This is a genomic window from Acetanaerobacterium elongatum, from assembly GCF_900103835.1.
In the GTDB taxonomy this organism is placed as follows: Bacteria; Bacillota; Clostridia; order Oscillospirales; family Ruminococcaceae; genus Acetanaerobacterium; species Acetanaerobacterium elongatum.
On sequence record NZ_FNID01000005.1, the window covers coordinates 23,741 to 46,932 of the forward strand.

The 23,192-nt window shown below is 49.1% G+C and carries 20 protein-coding genes; 8 read left to right on the forward strand and 12 right to left on the reverse strand.

Translation table 11 applies throughout. The annotated features are described in order from the left end of the window. Positions 1-7: 7 nt before the first annotated feature. Both BLR50_RS02400 and BLR50_RS02405 read right to left on the reverse strand, forming a co-directional pair. The gene (locus BLR50_RS02400; RefSeq protein WP_092638153.1) at positions 8-784 is read right to left on the reverse strand and encodes an SDR family oxidoreductase; all 777 of its coding nucleotides are present in this window, start codon (positions 782-784) and stop codon (positions 8-10) included. Positions 785-803: 19 nt separating this feature from the next. Further along, a complete protein-coding gene (locus BLR50_RS02405; RefSeq protein ID WP_092638155.1) occupies positions 804-2,072 on the reverse strand; it encodes a hypothetical protein in 1,269 nt (422 codons plus the stop codon). Positions 2,073-2,327: 255 nt separating this feature from the next. Between BLR50_RS02405 and BLR50_RS02410 the strand changes: the two genes are divergently transcribed. The 5 genes from BLR50_RS02410 to BLR50_RS02430 all read left to right on the forward strand — a co-directional run bounded on the left by BLR50_RS02410 (position 2,328) and on the right by BLR50_RS02430 (position 8,082). Further along, a complete protein-coding gene (locus BLR50_RS02410; protein ID WP_092638157.1) occupies positions 2,328-4,031 on the forward strand; it encodes a B12-binding domain-containing radical SAM protein in 1,704 nt (567 codons plus the stop codon). 107 nt (positions 4,032-4,138) lie between these two features. Next, on the forward strand, positions 4,139-4,777 hold the full coding sequence (locus BLR50_RS02415; RefSeq protein ID WP_092638159.1) for a hypothetical protein: 639 nt from the start codon (positions 4,139-4,141) through the stop codon (positions 4,775-4,777). Positions 4,778-5,001: 224 nt separating this feature from the next. Then, positions 5,002-5,697, forward strand: a complete 696-nt coding sequence (locus BLR50_RS02420; RefSeq protein WP_092638161.1) for a response regulator transcription factor — start codon at positions 5,002-5,004, stop codon at positions 5,695-5,697. Positions 5,698-5,728: 31 nt separating this feature from the next. Continuing rightward, a complete protein-coding gene (locus BLR50_RS02425; protein WP_092638163.1) occupies positions 5,729-7,615 on the forward strand; it encodes a sensor histidine kinase in 1,887 nt (628 codons plus the stop codon). Between the two features lie 29 nt (positions 7,616-7,644). Then, positions 7,645-8,082 (forward strand): hypothetical protein, encoded by a 438-nt coding sequence (locus BLR50_RS02430; RefSeq protein WP_092638165.1) that lies wholly within the window; start codon positions 7,645-7,647, stop codon positions 8,080-8,082. A 64-nt stretch (positions 8,083-8,146) separates the two neighbouring features. Here the strand turns inward: BLR50_RS02430 and nudC are convergent, their stop codons facing one another. After that, positions 8,147-9,007 (reverse strand): NAD(+) diphosphatase, encoded by an 861-nt coding sequence (nudC, locus tag BLR50_RS02435; protein ID WP_092638167.1) that lies wholly within the window; start codon positions 9,005-9,007, stop codon positions 8,147-8,149. A gap of 285 nt (positions 9,008-9,292) precedes the next feature. On the opposite strand from nudC, the gene BLR50_RS02440 reads away from it, so the two are divergent. Beyond that, on the forward strand, positions 9,293-9,850 hold the full coding sequence (locus tag BLR50_RS02440; RefSeq protein ID WP_092638169.1) for a DUF2238 domain-containing protein: 558 nt from the start codon (positions 9,293-9,295) through the stop codon (positions 9,848-9,850). 22 nt (positions 9,851-9,872) lie between these two features. Here the strand turns inward: BLR50_RS02440 and BLR50_RS02445 are convergent, their stop codons facing one another. Then, the gene (locus BLR50_RS02445; RefSeq protein ID WP_092638171.1) at positions 9,873-11,348 is read right to left on the reverse strand and encodes an MBL fold metallo-hydrolase; all 1,476 of its coding nucleotides are present in this window, start codon (positions 11,346-11,348) and stop codon (positions 9,873-9,875) included. A 224-nt stretch (positions 11,349-11,572) separates the two neighbouring features. Here BLR50_RS02445 and BLR50_RS02450 point away from each other — a divergent pair, with 224 nt between their 5' ends. Further along, positions 11,573-11,791 carry a hypothetical protein gene (locus BLR50_RS02450; RefSeq protein WP_092638173.1) on the forward strand — a complete coding sequence of 73 codons (219 nt, stop codon included), beginning with the start codon at positions 11,573-11,575 and terminating at the stop codon, positions 11,789-11,791. A gap of 64 nt (positions 11,792-11,855) precedes the next feature. Here the strand turns inward: BLR50_RS02450 and BLR50_RS02455 are convergent, their stop codons facing one another. The 7 genes from BLR50_RS02455 to BLR50_RS02485 all read right to left on the reverse strand — a co-directional run bounded on the left by BLR50_RS02455 (position 11,856) and on the right by BLR50_RS02485 (position 20,144). Beyond that, a complete protein-coding gene (locus tag BLR50_RS02455) occupies positions 11,856-14,150 on the reverse strand; it encodes an MFS transporter (RefSeq protein WP_092638175.1) in 2,295 nt (764 codons plus the stop codon). After that, on the reverse strand, positions 14,134-14,577 hold the full coding sequence (locus BLR50_RS02460) for a MarR family winged helix-turn-helix transcriptional regulator (protein WP_162840293.1): 444 nt from the start codon (positions 14,575-14,577) through the stop codon (positions 14,134-14,136). The genes BLR50_RS02455 and BLR50_RS02460 overlap by 17 nt, the downstream gene beginning before the upstream one ends. Positions 14,578-14,767: 190 nt before the next feature. Continuing rightward, positions 14,768-15,028 carry a GlsB/YeaQ/YmgE family stress response membrane protein gene (locus BLR50_RS02465; protein WP_092638179.1) on the reverse strand — a complete coding sequence of 87 codons (261 nt, stop codon included), beginning with the start codon at positions 15,026-15,028 and terminating at the stop codon, positions 14,768-14,770. 266 nt (positions 15,029-15,294) lie between these two features. Then, on the reverse strand, positions 15,295-17,271 hold the full coding sequence (locus tag BLR50_RS02470; RefSeq protein WP_092638181.1) for an ABC transporter permease: 1,977 nt from the start codon (positions 17,269-17,271) through the stop codon (positions 15,295-15,297). After that, positions 17,264-18,031, reverse strand: coding sequence for an ABC transporter ATP-binding protein (locus BLR50_RS02475; RefSeq protein WP_092638183.1), 768 nt, complete (start codon positions 18,029-18,031; stop codon positions 17,264-17,266). The genes BLR50_RS02470 and BLR50_RS02475 overlap by 8 nt, the downstream gene beginning before the upstream one ends. A 281-nt stretch (positions 18,032-18,312) precedes the next feature. Beyond that, entirely contained in the window at positions 18,313-19,317 is a 1,005-nt protein-coding gene (locus BLR50_RS02480; RefSeq protein ID WP_092638185.1) for a sensor histidine kinase, read from the reverse strand. Between the two features lie 122 nt (positions 19,318-19,439). Continuing rightward, positions 19,440-20,144 carry a response regulator transcription factor gene (locus tag BLR50_RS02485; protein ID WP_092638187.1) on the reverse strand — a complete coding sequence of 235 codons (705 nt, stop codon included), beginning with the start codon at positions 20,142-20,144 and terminating at the stop codon, positions 19,440-19,442. A gap of 257 nt (positions 20,145-20,401) precedes the next feature. Here BLR50_RS02485 and BLR50_RS02490 point away from each other — a divergent pair, with 257 nt between their 5' ends. Continuing rightward, complete coding sequence (locus BLR50_RS02490; protein WP_092638189.1) at positions 20,402-21,625, forward strand: glycosyltransferase family 2 protein; 1,224 nt, start codon at positions 20,402-20,404, stop codon at positions 21,623-21,625. Between the two features lie 99 nt (positions 21,626-21,724). Here the strand turns inward: BLR50_RS02490 and BLR50_RS02495 are convergent, their stop codons facing one another. Further along, on the reverse strand, positions 21,725-22,933 hold the full coding sequence (locus BLR50_RS02495; RefSeq protein ID WP_092638191.1) for an acetate/propionate family kinase: 1,209 nt from the start codon (positions 22,931-22,933) through the stop codon (positions 21,725-21,727). Between the last annotated feature and the right edge of the window lie 259 nt (positions 22,934-23,192).

Here is a 23,192-nt window from a genome sequence, read left to right on the forward strand (position 1 = left end):
TGCATTATTACGGCTGATAAGACCAGCCCTCGTCGTTGTGGTAAATCATGCGCTTGGTCATGCCGCCATCCACCGTAATGTTTTCGCCGGTGATAAAGGCGGCATCATCACTGCACAGAAACAGCACTGTTTTGGCGATATCCTGCGGTACACCGACGCGGTGCACGGGGTGCTGTAACTGATCGGGTTCGGAATGCTCGGGTGATAAAGCGGCATCGCTTTGATAGGCACCCGTTTCAATCCATCCGGGGCTGATTGCATTTACCCTCACCCTGCCCGCTAAACTGACCGCCATCGCGTGGGTAAGTGCGCTGATACCGCCCTTTGCCGCCGTATAGCTCTCGGTATCGCTCTGGGACATGAAGGCGCGGGTGGATGCGATATTCACCACCGAGGCTCCCGTGGCAAAGGAACCATTCAACAGCTTTGTGAGGTAATAAGGGGCAGCCACACCCAAGCGAAGCACATAATCAAAATCCTCAAATCCACAGCCGGATAGGAGACCTTTTTTGCTTAAGCAGGCGTTGTTAATCAGGTAATCCACTCGCCCGAAACGGCGAAGTACCTCACCGGAGAAGACCTCGATTACTTCCTTTTGAGCGATATCGCCATGCATAAACAAAATACGTTCCGTGCCATAGCGGGCGACAAGCTTTTTGCCGGAGTAGGCATCTATGTCTATGATTGCTACATTCGCACCCGCCAGCAAAAACTCCTCGGCGATACAGCGGCCTATGCCGTTCGCGCCCCCTGTAATTACGCACACCTTGCCGTTAAAGTTCATATTCCTGCTCCATTCAACATCAGAAAGTATTCTTGCTCTGCCCTACAGAACCGAGGTTCCCGTTCACCACACTCTTTAAGGTGAGCTCATACCCGGTGCCGCTTTCGGCATACTCCAGCACGGTATCGGCCTTTTGGTAGACGCCGCTGTTGCCGAACATCTCCTTCTCGCCGTACCATTTTGCACCGGTAGCGTATTTTACAATGTAGCTGCCCTGATCCAGATCGGTTTGTATTGAATCGCCGCTGCGGATAAACAAGGTTTTCACAAGGCCGCCGCTGGCAGAGTAAATCTTAATATAGGTGGGGTTGCCGGAAGCGGTATTGATTTTAAGAATACCAAACCCTGAACCGCTGGTATTGTCGGTAAGTACTCCCGTCGCCGGATAGTCTAACGCTTTCGTTTCCGAAACGCTGCTTTCCTTAGCGGCAGATGACGTTACGCCCACCTCGCCTGCTTTCTCCGGTTTCTCGGCAGCAGAAACGGTACTTACTACAGCACTGCTTTCCTCTTTAAACTGGTAGTGCGGCGCCGTTTCAGGCAGCGAAGCCACCCAATCTCCCCTGCCAAGCGGCAGTGTAAAGGATGGGTTTGCATTGGTGTAGGTATAATCAATCGAGCCGGTAAAGCTGCCCTGCCCGTCTATGGTGCCGAATAACATGCCGTCGCTGCCCAGCGGGATTGCAAAATCCTCCATATCCGCCGGATTGCTGCCGTTGTAGGTTACAGATGTTTCTTCCATCTCAATTTTCGATTTACCCGTAGTGGTGGAATAGACGGTACTCAGCCCTTTGAGCGTTACGGTAATATCGCCGATTTGGGTATAATCCTCTGAAACCGTAAAGCTGATAAGCGCTTCTTTTACATCAAAGGAGTTAAACTCAATCTTGCCCGCACAGGGGTAGCCTGCCATTGGCGGTTCGCTGGGTATCTCGCTTTGCACGTCAAGCGGCTCGGAGCTTACTGCGGAAGCGGCATTATCCACCGAGGCAGGTGCGGAGGCTCCCATATCGACGGATTGGGTATCGGCTGTTTGCGCCGTCTGCAGGTGTGTTCCCGCAATATACAATCCCACAGATGCCAGAACCAGGCAGGCAACGCCGCGCATCCAGCCCTGAATACGGTAACGCTTCAACAATGCCCCGAGCGGCGGCAGGATGAGTACCGCTGCAAGCAGGATAAGCAGCCCTGCAATAAAGTAATTCATTACCCAATATACGCTTAAAAACACAAGAAAGCCAAAGACAATCCACGCCAAGACGGTTAGAACAACCGGTGTTTTTTTCATAACTAACCAACCCTTACTTTAAAGTGAGGAGATGCGGCGCTATTTGATGGTGCCTGTTTGACTGTGTTTCTTTAACGTTATTATAGCTTTTCAGCTTAGTATATGTCAATTATTTCCGTATTATCTTCCTATGCTTGTAACGCTAATGTCACCCTCACAATCTAAAATTATGCTATAATAATACTTGTCTGATTAGAACTGAAACGCCATCGTAAGAAAGGTTGCTCAGATTGTTTTTGGGGAGGTGGCCGGGTAGTGTTTGCCGCAGTGCTGTGCGCTTTAAACTCAAAATACGTTCATTCCTCGTTGGCGCCATGGTGTTTGCTGGCGGGGGTGAAAGCGTATTGCCCTGCCGACATCCAAGCATGTGTGGTAGAGGGTACGATTAACGAAGCCCTGACTGATATTTCGGCACGGATTGCTAAAAAGCAGCCCGCCGTGGTGGGGCTGAGCTGCTATATCTGGAATATTACACCCGTGCTCGAGCTTGTAAGAATCTTAAAGGCGGAGCTTCCGCAGGCGGTCATCGTTCTGGGAGGACCGGAGGTAAGCTATAACGCCGCGGAGGTACTTACAAACAATTCGCTGGTGGATTATATTGTTTCGGGCGAGGGGGAACGGCCTTTCGCGCTGCTGTTGAATGCGCTGTACCAGTCAACGCAAGTAAAATGTATCCCCGGCGTGTGCGGGAGAACGGAAAGCGGTGTTTACACCTCACAGCCCTATACCCCCGAGGATGAACCGCCCAGCCCTTACACCGAGGAATACTTTTCTGCCCTGAACGGGCGTATTGCCTACCTTGAAACCAGCCGCGGCTGCCCTTTTTCCTGCGCGTTCTGCCTTTCGGGGCGTTGCGGGGGCGTGCGCAGCTACCCGTTGGAGCGTGCAAAGAAGGAATTGCTCTGCCTTGCCGTAAGCGGCACACAAACCGTTAAGCTCGTAGACCGCACCTTTAATGCCAACCGCCCGCGTGCATTAGAGCTGTTCCGGTTCATTCTGCAAAACTATGGCAGGGCCATTCCACCTGGGGTATGCTTTCACTTTGAGGTGGCGGGTGACCTGCTGGATGATGAGACCATCACCCTGCTCGCCCAGGCACCTGCAGGAGCAATACAGCTTGAAATCGGCCTGCAGAGCTTTAACCCGCTAACGCTTGCCGCCATTCACCGCAAAACCGATATTACGCGGCTAACGCACAACCTTGCGCGGGTGATTGGGAACGGGAATATGCACATCCACCTTGACCTGATTGCCGGTCTCCCGTTTGAGGATTACGCGAGCTTTGCGCAGAGCTTTAATACTGCCTTTGCACTGCGCCCGAACATGCTTCAGCTAGGCTTTTTAAAGCTGCTGCACGGCGCCCCCATGCGAGAAAACCCACAGGAATACCCTTGCAGCTACTCTGATAAGCCGCCCTACGAGGTAACCGAAACCCCGTGGCTTACCTCACGCGAGCTTGCGCAGCTGCATCAAATTGAGGATGCAGTAGAACGCCTTTATAACAGCGGACGGTTTAAACGAACGCTTAACTATCTGCTGGAGTGCCTTACATGTACTCCTTTTGAACTGTTTGAAAGGGTTGCGGAATCTTCCGGCAAGCATATGGAAGAGCGTATCACGCTTGATGACTATACCGCTCTTGTTTATGAATACTTCAGCGGCCTGCCGAATATAGATAAAACCGTCCTGCGGGACAACATGGTATGTGACCGCCTTGCCACCAATGCCTCCGGTCGGCTGCCGCCTGTTTTATACCGCAAGGATGAGACCTTGAAACGCATATTTACTCAGATGAACGCCTGTGAGGAAACCCGCGCACCAAGCGGAGTGAAGCGCGGCATAGCGTGGCTCTATTCCAAGCATTGTGTAGTGTATGCCGATTACAGGCCGGAAACCAGAAAACCCGTAACAGGTGAATACCCCTTGCACTATTACTATCCCAAAATGGATATGGCGTAACGATGACTGCATACCCAGCACCGGTATGTGGCAAGATAAGACAGTTGAGTTTCTGTCCTTCTTACAACCGTAATTCTAAGGATTATAGATGAAAGGATTGTTTTACATTGAGAAAACTGCTGCTATTTATGCTGTGCATTGCCATACTATTAAATCTTACGGCCTGCAACCTTTTTGAGCGGAAGGCCTCAGCGGTATCCTCACAGAAAGCCAGCTCGGCTGTAAGCTCGTCGGTTCCCTCCAGCAGCGCCGCATCTGTGGTTTCTGTGCCCGAGGTAGTGGTGCAGGACGGCAAGGTAAAGGTTACCCTGCCCGCCTACCTGTTTAACGGGAATGAGGATTTTCAGCTGGACGGTTTAGACAGGAAGGACATCACCAAAAACCCTGACGGCTCCTATACCATCATGCTGGATAAGGAGAAGTATGCCGAGCAGCTGAAGAAATACAAGGCGGATGTACAGGCAGCCTTTGACGAGGTAACCAAGAACTTCGGTTCGGTGAAGTCGATTAAGGCAAACGAGAATTTCACCGAGCTTACCGTTACCGCCGACCGCGAGGCGTTTGAAAACAGCCTTGACGGCTTTGCTATCCTAGGTGTTGCCGTGGGTGCGCTCACCTATCAGGCCTTTACCGGTACAAAGCAGGAGGATATGGACGTACTAATTAACGTAAAGGACGAGAAAACCGGCAAGGTGTTTTTCTCCAAGCACTATCCCGAGGCTTTCAGCGGAGGAAGCTCCAAGTAAAATTCATCTTTGCAACAAACACAGAGGCGCCGAAAGGTGCCTCTGTTCTTATACTTATGAGAGATTGGAATTAGCTTAAAGAAATCTTAAAGATTTACCCCCTTGGTTTTTAATAAGATTTTTCTTACAATAGAACTCATAAGGTTTCTCTGCAGAGAACTTTACATAGCGCAGCGCTTCTAACCCCGAAGGCAATAACAGGACTGAAAGGACTTGATTTTAAAGTGTATAACATCCTGGTTTGTGACGACGAGCGTGATATTGTTTCGGCACTCAAAATCTACCTTTCGGCGGAAGGCTATAATCCCGTGGCAGCCGGAAACGGCAGAGAAGCGCTGCGTATCTTGGAAAACACTGAAATCCACTTAATTCTGATGGACATTATGATGCCGGAGCTCGATGGCATTGCAGCTACGGCCCGCCTGCGTGAGAGCAGCAATATCCCCGTAATCCTGCTTACAGCTAAAAGCGAGGATACCGACAAGGTGTTGGGGCTGAATATCGGCGCGGACGATTACATCACCAAGCCGTTTAACCCTGTGGAGCTGCTTGCCCGCGTGAAGGCGCAGCTGAGGCGGTATACCCATCTGGGCGGCATGGTGAAAAGCGAGGATGTGCTGTGTGTGGGCGGCATCCGGCTAAACGACAGGGAAAAACTGGTTACGCTGGATGACGAGCCCGTAACGCTTACCCCCACCGAGTATGAAATATTAAAATTCCTGATGGGAACCCCCGGGCAGGTGTTTTCCTCCGCGCAGATCTACCAGCGGGTGTGGAACGACAGCGCCTATAAGGCGGAGGGCGCGGTCGCGGTACATATCAGGCACCTGCGCGAAAAACTGGAGATAAACCCCGCCGAGCCCCGATACCTGAAGGTGGTGTGGGGGCAGGGATACAAGCTGGAGCGCAACCCAAAATGAAAACAGACAATTTGAAAGGGATGACATCCATATGAAAATGAAAAACAGCCTGATTGCGAAAACAACCGCATTTATTCTGTTTATAGTTATGCTGATTACCGCCGCCGCGCTGGCCTACTGCATTGTGGATATGGCGCAGGCAGGCTACTACGACATTACCGGCTACAGCTTTTACGATACACCCGCCTGCTATTCCATTACCGAGGATTACGCCAACAGCGCCTTCTACGGTTATTATATGCGTAAGATCAAGCCAAACCCCAGCGCACAGGAGCTGGCGATTATCAAAGAGTTTGAGGCTCAGTTTTCACCCTCAAAAAGCAACTTCAGCTTTACGGTTCTGGACGAAAACAACAAGGAACTGTATACCAACTTTACCAGTGAAAGCTTTGGTATGCAGAATACCTTCCGTTTCGGCGATTATGTTGTGAATGCCTTTGTGCGCAGCCCCATTACGGCGCAGGACAACTATTTTCAGCCCTACAAGACGTTTAACTGGTTTTATCGTATGCGTTACGCACTGATAGCGTTTGCGGCTTTTGCGGGCATTGCGGCTATTGTGATGATCATTTTTCTGCTTAATGCTTCGGGCCACCGCAAGGGGCAAGATGAGATCGTGCTGAACGTACTGGACAAAATCCCCCTTGACCTTTACGTCTTTGGTGTTGCAGTGCTGGCATATGGTTTACTGAACATTAACATCAATGTATGGTTTACCCTTTCTGCCTACCAGCAGTACTTTTTTCAGGGGGCACTGGGTATCGCGGCCTTACTGCTGGCTCTGGCGCTGCTGCTCACCCTTTCCACGCGTTTGAAGGCAGGCGGCCGGTGGTGGCAAAACACCGTATTGTATAGGGTGCTGGTTCCTGTTTGCCGTGGGCTTCGTACAGGGGGTAGGGCCTTGCTCACGTTGTTTGGAAACCTCCCTCTTATTTGGAAAACAGCGGTTGGGTTTATAGTATATCTGTTTATTAATGCTTTATGGCTTGTAGCGTGTTATAAAACTTACGGGCATCCTATACCGGTCTTAATCCTGTTTCTATACAATATTGTCATGCTGGCTGGGGTATGCTATATTGCCCTGATTCTGCAACGGCTTAAAAAGGGCGGCGAGGTGATTGCAAGCGGCGATTACAGCCATAAAATTGATACCTCAAGGCTGTACTGGGACTTTAAAACCCACGCCGTAACCTTGAATAACATCAGCAGCGGTATGACCGCGGCAGTGGAGGAGCGTTTAAAGAGCGAGCGTTTTAAGACCGAGTTGATTACCAATGTATCGCACGATATCAAAACCCCGCTTACCTCGATTGTAAACTATGTAGACCTTCTAAAGAAGGAACCTGCCGCAAGTGAAAATGCCAAGGAGTATCTGGAGGTGCTTGATCGACAATCCGCACGGCTGAAGAAGTTGATTGAGGATTTAGTGGAAGCCTCCAAGGCCTCTACCGGAAATATCCCGGTAAACGCAGGAAAGACCGATATCGTGGAGCTTATAAACCAATCTGCCGGAGAATATGCCGAACGCTTTGCACAAACCGGGCTGGAAGCGGTCATCAAGGCGCCGCAGGGCAGTGTTTTCATCTTTGCCGACGGCAGGCTGTTGTGGCGGGTTTTCGATAACCTGTTAAACAATATCTGCAAATACTCTATGCCCAACACCCGCATATATCTGGACATCGGCGATGATGAAAAGCGTGTAACGGTTACCCTTAAGAACATCTCAAGATACCCGCTCAATATCAGCACCGACGAGCTGTTGGAACGCTTTGTGCGCGGCGACAGTGCCAGAACCACTGAGGGAAGCGGGCTTGGGCTTTCCATAGCCAAAAGCTTAACCGAGCTGCAAAACGGCAGCTTTGACCTTTCGGTGGATGGAGATTTATTTAAGGTAATCATCAGCTTTAATTGTCTTTAGAATATTTTTACAGGGGGGGATTTGAAACCATGCGGAAGAAAAGGCGGAACCTGCTTATAATTATTGGCTGCTGCTTTGCAATACTTTTAACCGGGTGCGCATCAATCCACACCAATACTACTTCCATTCAGATGAGCTATTCGGGGTTTGATGGAACTAAAACCAAGGATATCTGCCTGAATTTCGACGAAAATCAGTTGAAAATCAGCGGCAGCATCACGATGTCAGACGGCAAGGTAAGGCTTTATGTAAGCGTTAAAGATACAGGTGAAGAGCTGTATTCTCAAGAATATTCGGTTGGTTACAACGGGAAGGTTAATATTGACATTGGAAATCTTCAAGAGAATAAAGCTTTAGTATTAGGGCTGGATGCTACTAATGCAAAGGATTTAAAATTGGATTTGATCGCTAAGCAGACATTAATTCGCGACCCTGAAAAGCCTTCATGTCATGAGGTGCATTGGTAATGGTAATAAAATGAGACTGTTTCTGTATTCAAATGATAACCCCCGCCGATGGCGGGGGTTAATTCTATTTGCGCTGGTCGTCATTTTCATGCTTTTTGATAAACCATTCTATCAGGCTGCGGGAGACACTGATGGGGTTGGGAATATTCAGGCTTCGGAGCTCCTCTACAGTATACCACCCCGCCGTTTCGATCTCCTGCCCATCCACCTGAATCTCTCCGCCCGCATACTCCGCGGTAAAGGCAATCATGAGCGAATCGGTATAGGGCCACGGCTGGCTGCCGAAATAGCGGATGTTCTTAGCTTCGATCTGAACCTCCTCGCGCAGCTCACGCCTTACACAATCCTCCAGCGTTTCGCCCGGCTCTACATAGCCGGAGATAACGCTGTATATATTGTTTGAAAAATACGCCGCGTGCGCAAGCAGCAGGGAGTTCCCCCGCTCTACCGCAACGATAATCGCAGGGGAAAGCTTGGGGTAAACCACTGCGCCGCAGTTAGGGCACAACTTTGCCCTTTCATCAGTTTTATCCCCGGTTTTGCTGCCGCACCGCCCGCAGAAGCGGTTGGCGTTATGCCAGTTTAGAATCTGCAGCGCACGCCCGGCCAGCAGAAATACCCCGTCCTCCATACAGCCAAATAACGCGCGTAGAGTTTCCAGCGCTGCTTCGGGCGGCAGGTTATCGTTATTATCCAGTTCCGCCGCAAAGCAGGCGCTGCCGTCGAGCGTACCGAGATACAGCGGCTGCGGCAACGATATGCCCCACTGCTGAAGCTGCAGGGCGGTTGGAATTTTAGCATGGCTGTTCTCACCGTAAACCAGCAGCTTATCCCCCACAAACAAAAAATATATGGCACTCTCATCTGTCTGTGTTTCCGGGGTAACACCGGGTTGATAGCGTGTATAGATACTTTCGTGAATCATACCTTCGTCTGCCTCTCGTGACTGTGAATTATACCCGTAAAGTTTGCAGATAATTGTTATCGGTTATTATAGCATAATAAACTTTAGGATACACAATTCTTATTAAAAATTTCGTCTGATACAATTCTGGTTCAGGTTGCAGCTTGTATTGTTTAAACCGTTTGGGGAAACAATAAAACACGTTACAATGATGCCTGTGGTTTTACCCGAGGCTTCTTTTTAAATAAAGAAAAGCATTAAGGGTTTAGAATATTGCTTTTAACCTGCAGGAGGGGGTAAACGGATATGGCTCACCATAATTTTGTTTTATTGCTGGTAATGGTCTATACCCTGCTTGAATTGCTGAGCATCGTTTTGCTTGCCCGTAAGAGAAGGTTAAAATATACTGCCGAATCCGTCTTGGTTTATGCCGCTTTTGCGATTTTTCTATTTTTTGAATATACAGGTGTATTTCACACCAGAGAATTTATCCTGATTTTTGTAATCGCAACGGTAGTTTTGCATACGTTAGTCGGCGAGGCACTTGATATCTACCATAAATCAAAGGTTTTCGATTTTTGGCTGCATCTGCTTGGGGTCTTCTCATTTGCAATGTTTATCTATTCTATCATTAATAACGTTTTAAAACCAGCAGCACTTCCCGGCTTATACATTGCAATTTATATAACGGCTTTAGGCACGGCTCTCGGTGCCCTGTTTGAGATATATGAGTTTGTAGGTGATATTACCAGCAAAAGCCCGCTCCCCAGCCAGCACGGGCTAAGGGATACCGACACCGACTTAATTGCCAATACCATCGGTGCGATACTGGCGGGAATCACTTCCCTATTCATAGCGCTGTAACTGCTCATTATTCTTTGCAGGGTTACAGGTTTATAAGCATACCATCCCGCATCACCGAAAGCGGGCCGTGGCCGCCGCAGACGACACAGGGCTTATTGCTAATGCGGGAGATCTCCTCTATCAGCGCGATAACCTGCTTTCGCATAGCAGTTGCTTTAGCTGAATCCACATTCACGCTTTTCATTAAAAACGGAGCGAGAGAGTTAAACTCGGCGCGCTCCTTTGAAAAGCCGCCGATGTTCACCAGCAGGTCTCCGGTAAAAACCAAGCCTGCCATTGCACAGGCATATACCATCTCCCCGCGCAGATGCCCGCCGCTGCCCTCGTATACCGTAAACTCATAATTGCCTATCTTAACAGTACCTATCCGCAGCAGATTTTCGTGCTCCTCGGGGGTGCCTGTGTCAAGCACCTCCAGCTTTGTGATATCCGGCGGTGTATAGCCCGAGATAATCTGGCTGATACGGCTGTAGCCGAGATGCAGCTCGGTTTTCTCGCGGTCATCGGGCAGTCCCTCAATCTGCCGCTGAAAGCTCTCGCAGCTTTTGCGGTTAACAATGATGCGCACATCTTCTAAACTTGCCAGCAGGCCGCAATGGTCCACATCCGCATGGGTAATCAGCAGCCTTTTGCTTAGTGTATTCCAATCGGGGAACAACTGTTGGAGTTCCTTTAAAGATTCTTGAGCATACGCAGCATAGCCGGTATCAATCAGCACCAGTTCCGTAGGGGTTTTTAGAACATAGGTGTTGCTGCCGCAGGGAGGCTGTATACTGTAAACTGTTAAGTCGTCACCCGCCGAAAGAGTTTGTATGTCTGTTTTATAGCTTTCCCCGCGGTAACTGCTCACAAAATGTGCAAACCTTCGGATATACGCAAACACCTTGCCCGCATTCTCGCCGCCGGTTTGTAATGCCTGCAGAATACGGTTAGACTCGGTAATAAACGATATCGTCTGCGCGTTATTGAGGTTGAGCAGTGTTTTCATCTCGTTTGCAAGACGGATATAAAACACCGTATTATCGAGGTTTTCTTCCGAACTGTCACACTCCACAATATCAACAGGGTATATCCCGCTGATTTCATCAAGCAGGGTTTTAATGATGCGCGGATCTTCTATCAGCAGGCCAAGCCTGAAATACTGGCAGGGCTCGCCCTCAGCACAGGAATTAAGGTAAGAGATGTTGATATTGCTGCGGTTTAACACCTCCAGCACGGGCAGTACGGCACCGGGCTGATCGGGTATTTTTACCGCAATTTGTATCACCCGGGTTTCCACCAGCCCACTGTGGATGTATCCGATATCTGCAAGACTCTGCTCTATTTTACATAAGCTCTCTTCCGCAGCCTCAACCTCCAGAAACAGCATATGCAGGTCTACGGCCTTGTTATAGCTTACACGGATGATGTTCCCTTGATGTTTGGCTACAATCCGGGATGCCTGCAGGAAGGCTCCGGCCTTATCCGGCAGGCTGGTAACAAACGATTTCTTGGGCATGAGCACCTTCAGCCTTTCACTATAATTCTACTCTTATTATACATCAGCAGAGTAAAATATACAAAAGGTATACCGGATACAATCCTATCAACTGCCTGAGCAACTGTTGTATAATATTTGGCCCAAGGCCAATAATTAATACCAAAGCAGGATAAACAGGCCTTTACTCGACTTGCCCGGTACCCCATATCCCCGAATACTCCAAGAAAGGAACGATAGCTTTTATGCCGCGTGGAATAAGAAGAACCGCGAAAAGCATTGATGAGCAGATTGCCGAGATTCAGATGAAGATTCAAACCTGTCAATCCAAGATTACCAAGCTGAATGCGGAACAAAAGTCGCTGCTGGCTTCTAAGGAAAAAGCCGAGATGGATGAGCTTTACCAGTTTGTAAAAAAGTCCGGCAAAACCCCGACGGAGCTGCTTTCGCAACTAACCCATTAACATAACCTCTAATACACTAACACCCGGCGCTTTTGCACCGGGTGTTAGTGTTCTATTGAGCAGTTTAGCTTTCATCGCCCGCAATTTTCTTTTTGCGGTAAAAGGTAAGGATGATAAGCGCAAGCAGTGATGCAACCGTTACAGTGAGGTAAACCTGTTTAAACCCGCCGTTTAAGGTTTTCTGAAATTCCGCTTCGAGTACAGTCTTGCGATTATCAATCTCGGCCAGGTAGTTGCTCTTTGCAGATTCAAAAGCAGCGGGCACCGCGTCTTTAAGTGCAGCCATCTTTCCGGTGATATCGCTCATCTCGGCCTTGGCCTGCTTCATGGCGTTTAAGCCCTTAAGCATCTCGCCCTGGCTCTTCCTGCTTTCGTTTAGCTTATCACTTATCGCCTGCTTTGCGGCCTTAAGCTGGGTGATCTTCTGCTCTAAATCCTGCATGGATTTGATACCGCTTAACTCGGTTAATACCTGCTGCGGCAGTTTGCTTTTGATGTTTGGCGGAATCATCTGTGCTATACCAACCGAGCCGCCTTTCATTGCTGCCGCAGGCATGGCAGACATACTCTTTTTAAGCACCTCGAGCTGATTTAGTGCCTCGCTCTGGGATGCTACAGCCGATTCCATACCCTGAATCCCCTTGCCAAGCCCGTCATACCCCTTCTGCAGCTCGGTGATTTTTGTATCCATTTCGCTAATGCCCGAGCTGATACCGGTAATACCGCTTTGCACCCCGTTTTGGATATTGGTAATAATACTCGGCGACATCTCGGCGAACATACGCTCCGCAAGCACCTTGCTGATCGGTACAATGGTGGTAACGTCGGAGGATTTCATCCGTTCCACCAGATCCTCCGGCATTTGATAATCGCTGCTGGCGCTCATATTAATCTTTACCTTCTGCATAGAGGTAATGTCCGGCATCTCAACCCCGGCAAGCTTTTCCTTCATGTTTGGGTCGGATTTGAGCATTGTCAGTTTATCGGTAAGCTCCTGCGCATAGGGCAGTGCCGGAACATTTACCTCGGTGGGCAGCAGATTCATTACGTTGGTTTGAATGGCAGCGCCTGCGTGCGCAATAAAGCCTACCATGATTGCCGGAGCAATTGCCGTACCCACCGAACGGATGAGTGAAACCGTTGCAAGCGCAGAGTTCGACTCTTCCTTTCGGGTATTATCGAGCATCATATAATTGAGCGGGGTACCCATGGTGAACCCGATACCGAGACCGATGAGAACAAGGCTTACGATAACAGTAACCGTGTTGGGGTAGTTTGCCGCCACAAGGATAAGAAATGCGGAGCCCGCAATTGAAACCGCAAAGCCGAAGCCCAGCACCAGCTTTACCCCCAGCTTATCAATCAGTTTACCTGAAACCGGTGCGCCCAGCCCCGCAAAAACCCCCAGGATAATAACAAAATACCCACCGCTGCCCGAGGCAATCTTCAGGGCGTTTTCAGAGAACTGGGGCACAAAGATCATGCCCATCATTACCAAACCCGTGATAAATGAAAGAATAAGCGTAATTACAATTCTTGAATTTTTAAAGTAGGAGAGGTTGATTACAGGGTCTTGTGCACGCTTTTCGGCCAGTATAAACAGCGGCAGTAAAACAACAAACACAATCAAAAACGGGTAAACCGAGGTGCTTTGAATCGTTGCGGCAAAATCGAAGAAGTCGATATTCTTGAGGCCATAAAGCAGTGATAGCACCATGAGTGTTAATACAGTGATGCCCAAAAAGTCAATCTTCTTGACATTCGGTTCGCGTGTGTTCGGCAGGCAGATGAACCCGGCGATAAGGATAAACACCGTGATTGGAAGATTGATATAAAAGATATACTGCCAGTTGTCTTTGCCGAAAAGGTCTAGGATAGCACTGCCCGCAGAGGAACCGAAGATATTCGCAATCCCATAAACCCCGCCTACCAGCCCCAGCGCCATGCCGCGCTTTTCCTGAGGAAAGGTTGTGCCGAACTCAGCGGTTGCAACAGGCAGGATACCCCCGCCCCCGATAGCCTGAACCGCTCTGGCGGCAAGCAGACAGGTAAAGCTGCCAAAATCCTGCGAAAGCCCGCAGAACAACGATCCGAAACCAAAAAGAAAGATACTGATGAGGTATACATACTTCCTGCCGAATTTATCGGCGAGCTTACCCATAATCGGAATGCTGGCGGCATAGGCCAGCGTATAGATGGTAATCATCCATATACCGGTTTTGTCATCTACCAACAGGTGGTTTTGAATTACCGTTCTGGCAGGGGTAACGATTCCGGTATCAATCGCGCCCATAAAAATCCCTAGCAGATATACCACCATGATTAAGCCGAAATGCATCGTTTTATTCTGCTTTTGCATCAGTGTCGCTCCAATTCTGATTAAAAATTTTAAGTACGTTAGCCTCGATTTTTTCAGCGATTCTATTAAACTGTTCAATCTCCTCCCTGCTCAGCCCATCCATCATGCCGTCGTTCCACTCCTCCAGCACATTGTTCATAAGCCCCAGCATACTTTTGCCTTTGGACGTTAAAGAGATTAGGTTTTCTCGCTTATTTTCTTTGTTTGGAGATTTTTCGATATGCCCCTTCTCTTCCAGCTTGCCTATGGTTTTAGCGATTGCACCCTTATCAATCATAAAATGATGCGCAATGGCATCCTGATTGATGCCGTCATGCTGAGAAAGGTACATTAGTACAACCTGCTCGGGAAAGCCGATATCGAACGGCTTCATCTTTCTTTCAGAAAAGTTGCGGCTGTATCGCACTATAATAGAAAGCGCGTTCATGATCATAAATTCACTTCCCATTTTAATTGTTGTCGTTACAATTGTTGCAACGACAACAATTGTAACTGTAAAAGCGGCCTGAGTCAATTGGTCGCAATTACAGAATGCATTGTTAAATTGAGATAAATATGTATATGTTGCCTAATCAGCGAAAAAATGCACCTGCTTACGCAGATGCATTTCTATAAAACTAATGAGATTTTCGGCGTTGAAATGCGTTTACAATCCAAAGCAGTATAACGGAGCCTAATATTGCTACCAGCAGGCTCCAAAGGTTAAAGCCGGTGATACCATAGCCACCCATAAGGTTCATAATCAGCCCGCCGATAAAACCGCCCACGATGCCCACAATGATGTTCATGCCAGCGCCCATCTGCTTGTCGTTGCCGGTAATCTTGCTAGCGATCCAGCCCGCCAGCGCACCGATGATAATCCATCCTACTATGCCCATCTTTAAGCCTCCTTTGCTTAAAGCTCATAACAACTTTATTTTAAGCTTATATGAGCCGTGCAGTAATTGCCTGCGCATTGTTGAATATGCACGCTAAACTGAATACGGACTTTTCAATTATTACGTCAATATTAGTATGAGTATTTCAATTTTCAGTAACCCATAAAATATGCACCATCAAATCTGTCATTTTTTAAAAAACAAAAATATCCGCCGATTTTGGGCAGATATTTTTGTTTGGATGATATGAATATTTTAAGAAATCATCAATTTTTCGCTTGAACAATACGGTAATAGGTGCGTGCGGTAAGCTGGTAAACTACAAAATATAAAATTGCAAAAAGCAGTACGGCACCTATTGTACAAACCAAGAACAGCATCGTGTTGGTCAACTGGAAGGCCAGCAACAGCTTGCACAGCACCTTAAAGGCAACCGCAATATGAATAACCGCCATACCGAGCGGCAGGAAAAACACCATCAGCACCTGCTTTTGAATAGTGCCGCGGACTTCTTTATCGCTCATGCCAACCTTCTGCATAATCTGGAACCGATCGTGGTCATCGTAGCCCTCGGTAATCTGCTTATAATAGATAATTAACACCGTTGCAATTAAAAACAGCGTTACAAAGAAGATACCTACAAACAAAAAGGTGCCATACATTCTGTAAAAGTCTTTCCTTGCATTATCGATATTTTCCGTTTGAGCCAACCGGGGTACGGTTTTGTTAAGGGAATCACGCAAGGTGCCGTAATATTCCTGCAGCTGCGCTTTGTCACCCGCAAGATCGTAACTGTAACTATACCACAACGTGCGTTCAGCTTTGCCACCCAGATATTTATTGTAATCATCACAGACACTTGCTAAATCGGAATACTCCGGCAGCACAATCAGAACATAGCTTGTAGAGTAGTTTGTATCCATGAATTCGGGAACCGGGATTCTGTCTTTTATTTGATAGTGCCTGTTAAGCAGGGTAAAGCTGGCGCTCTGTATGGGTTCAGCCTCCATATAGAGCAGCGCTTCCCCATCCTTCAGCGTATAATTGGAACCTGTATTCCGGTTATAATCCTGCAAAGGAACGAAATTTATGTTATAGGTGTCGGCGTCGTAGGATTGAACCGCGTTAAATTTGTCTCCGTCTTTGGTGGCAGGAAAGTAAAGGTTTGTATAGCCAAGTGCATTCTCAACCGTAAAGCCATATTCTTTGGCATGATCGGCAACCGCAGACTGCACTACCGAGCTGCTCTGCTCATCCGCAACGCAGGTGACCTGCACCTGTCGCGGATATTGGCTGTGAAGGATATCCTCCTCGCCGATATACAGGCTTACGGTGGACGAAAGTGTAACCAATACGCTGGTAGCAAGGATACAGATGCTGGCAAGCCCTGCGGCGTTTTGCTTCATGCGGTAGATCATGCCGGATACCGAAATGAAATTGCGCGGCTGATAATAGTACGACCGGTTTTTGCGCAGCAGCTTAAGGAACACGATGCTGCCGGCGGTAAACAGGCAGTAGGTGCCGATGATAACCAGCAGCACCGCGGGAAGAAATACTACCAGTGCCTGCGAGGGTGCCTGGACTGTCCACGAGAGGACATAGCCGCCGCCCAAGGCAAGCGCCCCGAACAGGGTAAGCAGCCAGTGAGATTTCGGCTCACGTTCGCCCTTTTTAGAGCTATGCAGCAGATCGATGGGGTTGGTTCGTGCCACGCCGATAACGTCAAAAACCAGCACCACCGCAAAGCCCGCTCCGTATAGAATCAGCGTGGTTAGTACCGAGGAAAGCGGTATCTGGAAGGTGAGCGCGGCGGGCACCCCGATAATCTTAAGCAGCAGTAAAAACAGCAGCTGGCTGAAAACCGCGCCGCCGACAATACCCAGCAGGATGCAAACAGCCCCTGTAATCAGCACTTCCCAGAACATGACAATAGAAATGTGACGTTTCTCCATACCCAGGATGCTGTACAGGCCGAACTCTTTTTTCCGGCTTTTAATGATGAAGCTATTGATGTAAAAAAGGATAATGAGGGAAAAGAAGCCGCAGATGCCGGTGCTCATAACCAAAAGAGCACCCATCGTGCTTCCACCCTCCATTTTGCTTTCACCAACCATAATCGATACGGAGCTGAGTATATAAAACAGCGAGATGATCAGGGTTCCCGCAAGCAGATAGGGCAGATAGAGGCTTTTGTTCTTTTTGATATTGGTTACGGCAAGTCGGGAGTAGAAGAATCTATTCACGGGAGATGCCCCCTGTCGAAAGCACGGTAAGGGTATCGGAGATACGCTGATACATCTCCTCGTTGCTTAAAGTACCCTTGTAAAGCTGATGAATCACTATACCATCGCGAATAAACAGTACACGCCCCGCATGGCTGGCCGCGCGTGTGCTGTGGGTAACCATAAGAATGGTCTGCCCTTCCCTGTTGATGCTTTCAAACACATGCAGCAGACTGTCGGTGGCCTTGGAGTCCAGTGCGCCGGTGGGCTCGTCGGCCAGCACCAGCTTGGGGTTTGTGATCAGTGCGCGTGCAACCGCTGCACGCTGCTTCTGCCCACCTGAAACCTCATACGGGTATTTCTCCAGCAGTTCGGCAATATGCAGCCGCTCGGCAATAGGCACCAGCAGCTTGATCATGTCCTCGTAACGCTTGTTGGAGAGTACCAGCGGCAGCAGGATATTATCCTTGAGTGAAAAGGTATCAAGCAGGTTAAAATCCTGAAATACAAAGCCAAGGTTATTGCGGCGGTAGGTTGACATCTGGCTGTCGGGGATTTGAGCGGTGCTTTTACCGTCTAAAAGAACCTCGCCGCTGGTGGGTTTGTCCAGCGCTGCCAAGATGTTGAGCAGCGTGGTTTTGCCTGAGCCGGACTCGCCCATGATGGCCACATACTCACCCCGCTCGACTGTAAAATTCACATCGCAAAGGGCTTGCACCTGATTCCCGCCAAAGCGGGTGGTGTATATCTTTTTTAAGTTGCGTACCTGAAGAAGTGACATTCTTATGACATTCCTTTCCGGCGTTTGCGCCGGAAAGACACAAAACGCCATGAAAAATTGCGGTGCGGCTTTGCCGCAGGAGGAGTTTTGCTCCGACAGCAATTTTCCCGTGGTTTGAAAATTTGTTTTCAAACTTTGACCTTCTATGAAATTAAGCGGGATAAGCCCCAAAACACGAGGCATCTTCCTTACAATCAATATTGTAATAAAAAAAGAAATGCCCCGCTATTTATCCGGCTTACATTTCTTTTGTTTAATCTTACGTTTTGGTAAGGTAATACTTATTCCACATCGAAGGCCTCACGAGAAAGCCCCAGCGTAACCACCGTGCCCTTGCCCAGCACCGACTGCACGCTGATGGTGTGGCCCAGCATTGTAAGCGCCTGCTTGCACAGGGTAAGCCCTACACCGGTGGAGCGCTTATCCAGCCTGCCGTTATAGCCGGTATAGCCCCATTCAAAGATAAGCGGCAGGTCCTCCGGCCGAATGCCAATGCCCGTATCCTCGATTACCAGTGTGTCGGGGGTATCGGGTGAGGGGTAGATGGATACCGTACCCTCCGGTGTGTACTTCACCGCGTTGGTGAGCAGCTGCTCGATAACGAAAACCAGCCACTTCTCATCGGTTAGCACCACCATTTGTGTGGGCACTACCCTGACGCTGAGCTTTTTATAGATAAACAGCGACGAAACCTTTTTAAGCGCCTGCTTTACAATACTGTCAAGCGGATACCGCTGCAGCAGCAGGTCGCCTGTATTCGTGCCAAGCCGCTGATAATGCAGCACCATCTCTACATACTGCTCTACCCTGAAAAGCTCCTGCTCCAAGGCGCGAGTATCAAGCACCGGCTCACCAAGCAGCAGCCGCATGGCAGCGATGGGTGTTTTAATCTGGTGCGACCAGAGGGTGTAATACCGTTTGGTGTCCTGCGCGTCCTTGCGCGCTTTCTCCTCGTTTTGCAGGCAGCGTGCCTCCTGTAGCCTGAGAGACTCCTGATAGCAGCGTTCAATCAGGCCGGTGGGCTCCGGCAGCTCGCCAAGATAACGGTTTGCGTGCTGTTTTAACGAAAGCAGCAGTTTGACGCGTTTGCGGTATGACCGGTAACTCAGGGTGCAGAACAGCACTGCAGCCGAGAATACAATAATAGAGGTATATACCGCGGGCCCCCATGGCAACCCGTAGAGACTATATACCAGATAGAGTGCGCCCATTAAAACTAAGGTGAGCAGCAGCACCTTCCAGTGTGCCTTTAGATAACCGACAAACAGCCTGATTTTGCCTGCCATTTTACCTCCATCTCGCCGTTTTGCGGCGACACAAATAGTAGATAAGGGCACATGCCGCATAGCGGATGCCGGCCATACCTTCTGGCCGGCAAGTGCCTTTTTTCAAGCGTAAAAGACCTTTGCTACCGCCCCGCTTCAATCGTTAATTCGTCAGGCGCCTTTGCCTGATACCCAATACCCTTTTGGGTGACGATGAAATCGTGAAGGCCGATACCCTCCAGCCTTTTGCGCAGACGCGCAATGTTCACCGAAAGGGTGTTTTCATCCACAAAGCTTTCCGATTCCCACAGCTTGGTCATAATGACGTCGCGGTTTACCGTATTGCCCCTGCCCTCGATGAGCAGCTGCATAATCTTCAGCTCGTTCTTGGTAAGCTCCAGCCGTTCTTCCCCATAGGAAACCATAGAATTACTCAGGTTTAAGGTTACGCCGTTATACCGCAGCACGTTCATCTCCGCCCCAAAGCTGTAGGTGCGGCGCAGGATGGCCTGAATTTTTGCCAGCACCACCTCAAGGTTAAATGGCTTAGCCACAAAATCATCCGCACCCAGATTGATAGACATCACAAGGTTCATATCGTCGCCCGAGGAGGAGATAAAGAGGATAGGCGTTTGGCTGCATTTTCTGATTTCGGTGCACCAGTAGTACCCGTTATAGAAGGGCAGCGAAACATCCATCAGCACAAGGTCGGGCTGGCACTGCTCAAACTGCTCCAGAACACTGTTAAAGTCAAAAACTGTGCACACCTGATAGCCCCATCGCTTTAAGTGCCGCTCCAACACCTCGGTGATGGTAGCATCGTCTTCTACAATCATGATCTTGTACATTCTTGCACCGCCCTTTTGCGCATCAATATTTGAAAAGCTCGTACCTATATCAATAAAACGCGATATCCGGCTCAATCACTTCAAACCAACCAACCCTAAAGGGTTAAGATTGTATACAAACCAGCCTATGACAATATGTAATATGTTAAGAATATAACATAGAAATATTTACTTGTAAATCGGCCCCGGAAACACATTCCCGAGTTTATGAACATAGTATTGAATAGGCTGCAAACTTCATAAAGGAGTGTGAGAACATGACCGAAGACACCCCATTGGTGAGCATAGTAGTGCTTGCTTACAACCATCTGGATTACACGCGCGAGTGCATCGAAAGCATCTACCGCTATACCTCACATCTGAGCTTTGAACTGATTACCATCAACAACGGCTCGAGCGACGGCACCGAGGAGTATTTTAACAGCCTGCCGGATACCATCAAAATCAGCTTTCCGGAGAATATCGGGGTGTGCAGGGCCATCAATCACGGCTTTCGCATCGCGCGCGGAAAGTATACCATGAACGTAAGTAATGATATTGTAGCGATGCCGCACTGGCTGGATAATCTGCTCATCTGTATGGAGAGTGACCCCAAAATCGGCATGGCGGTGCCGGTGTGCGACGCCTCATGCAACTACCAGCAGATGGTTCTCCCCTACCGGACAATGGAGGAGCTTAAGGAGAAGGCCGCGGTTTATAACGTCAGCAACCCCGCGCTGTGGGAGGAGCGGTTAAAGCTAAGCACCTATGCGGGCATCTACCGCACCGAGCTGCAGAAGGCGCTGGGCGGCTTTGACGAGGACTTTAACCCCGGCTGTTACGACGACGACGCCATCTGCTTTTCCATCCGCCGCATGGGCTATAAGGTGATCTTCGCCAAGGACTGCTTTGTGCACCACTACGGCGCGCACACCTTTACCGCGGAATATGACAAGGATAAGGGCCTTGCCATACGCAACAAGCTGCTGTTCATGCGCAAGTTTGCCGCCGAGCCCTATGTAGCAGGGCTGATTGATTATAACATCATCGACCTTGTGCGGTACAGCGGCGGGGATAGTATCAGTATCCTTGGCTTAGGCAGCTCTTACGGCACTACGCCGCTGCAGCTGAAGAACACCTGCAAAAGCAAGGGCAGCAGGAATATCGGCTTGTACTACCTTACTCAGGATGCGCACACCATGACCGATTTAAAAACTGTATGCGACGATTGCGCCTTCGCCCCCCTGGAGGAGGCCCCGGAGCTCTTCGGCGGCAGGGCATACGATTATATTATTGTGGAGGCTGACTCCCGCCAGCTGCAAAACCGTTCTGAGCTGTTCTCGGCTTTGTACGCAATGCTAAAAGCGGGCGGGCAGCTGGTGTGTACCGCGGCAAGCCCACAGATTCTTTATGAAATCATGGGGTTATTCTATAACCTTGACGCACGGCTGGAAAACCAGCTGAACAACTTCTATTATCTATGTTTCACTACTCCGAAGTAATCAAGCGCTGCAGATAATTTTCTGCAGTCGCAGCACAATCTTTAAAGCATAAAAAAGCTGCCGTACCTTTTGGATACGACAGCTTTACTGATATGATTATTACTTCTTCAGGCGGTTCACAATCTCTACGGTATCGCGGGCGATGGTGAGCTCCTCGTTGGTGGGCACAATCCAGGTGCGAACCTTTGCGCCCTCGGCACTGATATCGTGCTCCTTGCCGTTGAACTCGATGTTCTTGTTCTCGTCAATCTTAATGCCGAAGAATTCCATGTTCTCGCAAACCTCGCGGCGCAGGTCAACAGAGTTCTCCCCGATACCGCCGGTGAATACCACGGCATCCAAACCACCCATGGCGGCGGTATAAGCGCCGATAAACTTCTTAATCTGGTAACGAAGCATGGTACCGGCAAGCTTTGCGCGGCGGTTGCCTTCGTTTGCGGCCTTGCGCAGGTCGCGGTCATCACTGGTAATACCGGAGATACCGAGGTAGCCGCACTTCTTGTTTAAGAACTCGCTGAGCTCTTTGCCGGCAATGCCTTCCTTCTCGGAGATAAAGGCTACCACCGACGGATCAATTCCGCCGGAACGGGTGCCCATCAGCACACCGTCAAGAGGCGTGAAGCCCATGCTGGTATCTACCGAGCGACCACCGTCTACCGCGGTAACGGACGAGCCGTTGCCGATGTGGCAGGTTACAATCTTAAGCTCCTCAGGCTTCTTATTTAAAAGCTTTGCCAAGCGCTGGCTTACATAGCGGTGGGATGTACCGTGGAAGCCATAGCGGCGGATGTGGTCGTTCTCGTAGTACTCATAGGGAATGGCAAACATAAATGCCTTTTCGGGCATGGTGGAATGGAATGCGGTATCGAATACCACCACCTGGGGAACATCCTTGCTTAAAACCTTCTGGCAGGCACGGATGGCGAGCGCGTGCGCATAGTTGTGCAGCGGTGCAAGAGGCGCAATCTCTTCAATGGTGTCTACAACCTGATCGGTTACCAGCACCGATTCGGTAAAACGGTCAGCACCCTGTACGATACGGTGGCCAACCGCCGAAACCTCATTCATGTCTTCAATAACCTTGCCCTCGCCGGAGGTTAATACCTCTTTCAGCTTCATAAACGCTTCTGCGTGGGTGGGGAAATCAGCAGCCATCTCGATTACACGGCCGTCGAATGTCTTGTGTGTGATAAACCCGCCGATGCCGATCTTCTCGCAATTTCCTTTGGCAATAACCTTTTCCGTCTCCATATCAATCAACTGATACTTCAAAGACGAGCTTCCTGCATTAATAACCAGAACCTTCATTGAATGTGCTCCTCCCATATCTTCCTGCAGAGTAGTATTAGTGCTTCTAATAAGGAATTATGTCATTCCTTTGGATGATCAATTATCATGAAAGTCAGATTAAATAATCCTTCCATAATACCGGTAAACATGAAAAAAAGCCCGCAGGCTTGACATGAAACCACCAAACTATATATTATTACATCAAAGGTGAAATTTCAAGTAAGAATTAAACTTTCGCAGATTTTTTCACAATTTATGCTTTAAAAATCCATATCGT